We start from the raw sequence: 1882 nt of genomic DNA on the forward strand, positions 1-1882 counted from the left end.
GCTCGCGGGCCATGGCATTGCCGAGGCCTGCGGCGGCCGCGAGGTCACGGGCGCGCGCCTGGTCGCGCTGCACGCCACGCGCGACGAGGTCGCCGGGCCGGCAACGCACGTCGCCTGCCCAGCAACGCACGTCGCCTGCGACGTGGTGCTGAGCTCGGGCGGGCTGTCGCCGACGGTGCATCTGTTCTGCCACGACGGCAGCCACCCCGCGTGGGACGAGACGGCGGCGGCCTTCGTTCTCCCGCGCGCCGGGCGCCAAGGCGTGGCCTGCGTGGGCGCGGTCACGGGGGCCTTCGATCTGCCGGCGGCGCTGGCGCAGACCACCGAGGCCATGCAGGGCGTTCTGGCGGCGTTCGGCAGGACCGCGCCCTTGCAGACGCCGGACTGCCCCGCGCGCCAGCAGCTGGCCATGCGGCCGATGTTCCGCATGCCCGACGGCCGACCCGAGGGCGCGGGCGCCGTGGCCTTCGTGGACTACCAGAACGACGTGTCCGCGGCGGACATCGAGATCGCCGTGCGCGAGAACTACCACGCGATCGAGCATGTGAAGCGCTACACCGCGCTGGGTTTCGGCACCGACCAGGGCAAGCTGTCGAACGTGAATGGCATCGCCATCACCGCCCGCGCCCTGAAGCGCTCCATGGGCGAGGTCGGCACCACCACCTACCGCCCGGCCTACACCCCGGTGAGCCTGGGCGCGCTCGCCGGGACGATGGTGCAGGACTGCTTCGACCCCAGCCGCTACACCGCGCTGCACGCGGCGCACGTGGCACGCGGCGCGGCGCTGGAGCCGGTGGGCCAGTGGCTGCGGCCCTGGTACTTCCCCCGGGCCGGGGAGGACTTGCGCGCCGCCGTGGGCCGCGAGTGCCTGGCTGCGCGCAACGGCGTCGCGCTCATGGACGCGTCCACCCTGGGCAAGATCCAGATCGACGGCCCGGACGCGCGCGAGTTCCTCAACCGCGTCTACGCCAACGCCTGGACCCAGCTCGCGGTGGGCAAGTGCCGCTACGGCCTGATGCTCGATGAGAACGGCATGGTGATGGACGACGGCGTGACCGCGTGCATCACGCCGAACCAGTTCTACATGACCACGACCACCGGCGGCGCGGCGCGGGTGCTGAACTGGCTGGAGCGCTGGCACCAGAGCGAGTGGCCCGAACTCAGGGTGTGGCTGACCTCGGTCACGGACCACTGGTCGACGATTGCGCTCGTCGGCCCGAAGGCCCGCGCGGTGCTGGCCCGGCTGTGCCCGGACATCGATCTCTCGGCCGAAAACTTCCGCTTCATGGACTGGCGCGCGGGCACGGTGCACGGTCTGCCGGCCCGGGTTTTTCGCGTCAGCTTTTCCGGCGAGCTGGCGTACGAGCTGAACGTCGAATCCGGCTACGGCCACGCGCTGTGGGAGGCCGTGATCGCCGCCGGGGCGGATTTCGACATCACGCCCTACGGCACGGAAACCATGCACGTGCTGCGCGCCGAAAAGGGCTTCATCATCGTCGGGCAGGACACCGACGGATCGGTGAGCCCGCTGGACCTGGGAATGGGCTGGGCCGTGGGCATGAAGAAGGCGTTCAGCTTCCTCGGAAAACGCTCGCTGGCGCGCAGCGACACCGCGCGCGCAGACCGCAAGCAGCTGGTCGGTCTGCTGCCCGAGGACCCTTCGGTGGTGCTCTCCGAGGGCGCGCAGATCATGGAAAGCGCCCACGTCGGCGCGCACAACCCGATGCTCGGCCATGTGACTTCGAGCTACCACAGCGCCTTCCTGGGCCGCTCGATCGCGCTCGCCGTGGTCGCCGGGGGCAGCCAGCGCGTGCACCAGACCCTGTACGCGCACGCGCAGGGCCGGGCCACGGCCGCGCGCGTGGCGGGCAGCGTGTTCGTG

The 1882-nt window shown here is 71.6% G+C and carries 1 protein-coding gene; it reads left to right on the forward strand.

The features are described from left to right. A partial coding sequence (locus tag VTU_RS29100) for a glycine cleavage T C-terminal barrel domain-containing protein (RefSeq protein ID WP_010108358.1) occupies window positions 1-1882 on the forward strand: 1882 nt, incomplete at both ends.

The sequence above is a fragment of the Verminephrobacter aporrectodeae subsp. tuberculatae At4 genome, from assembly GCF_000193225.1.
In the GTDB taxonomy this organism is placed as follows: Bacteria; Pseudomonadota; Gammaproteobacteria; order Burkholderiales; family Burkholderiaceae_C; genus Acidovorax; species Acidovorax aporrectodeae.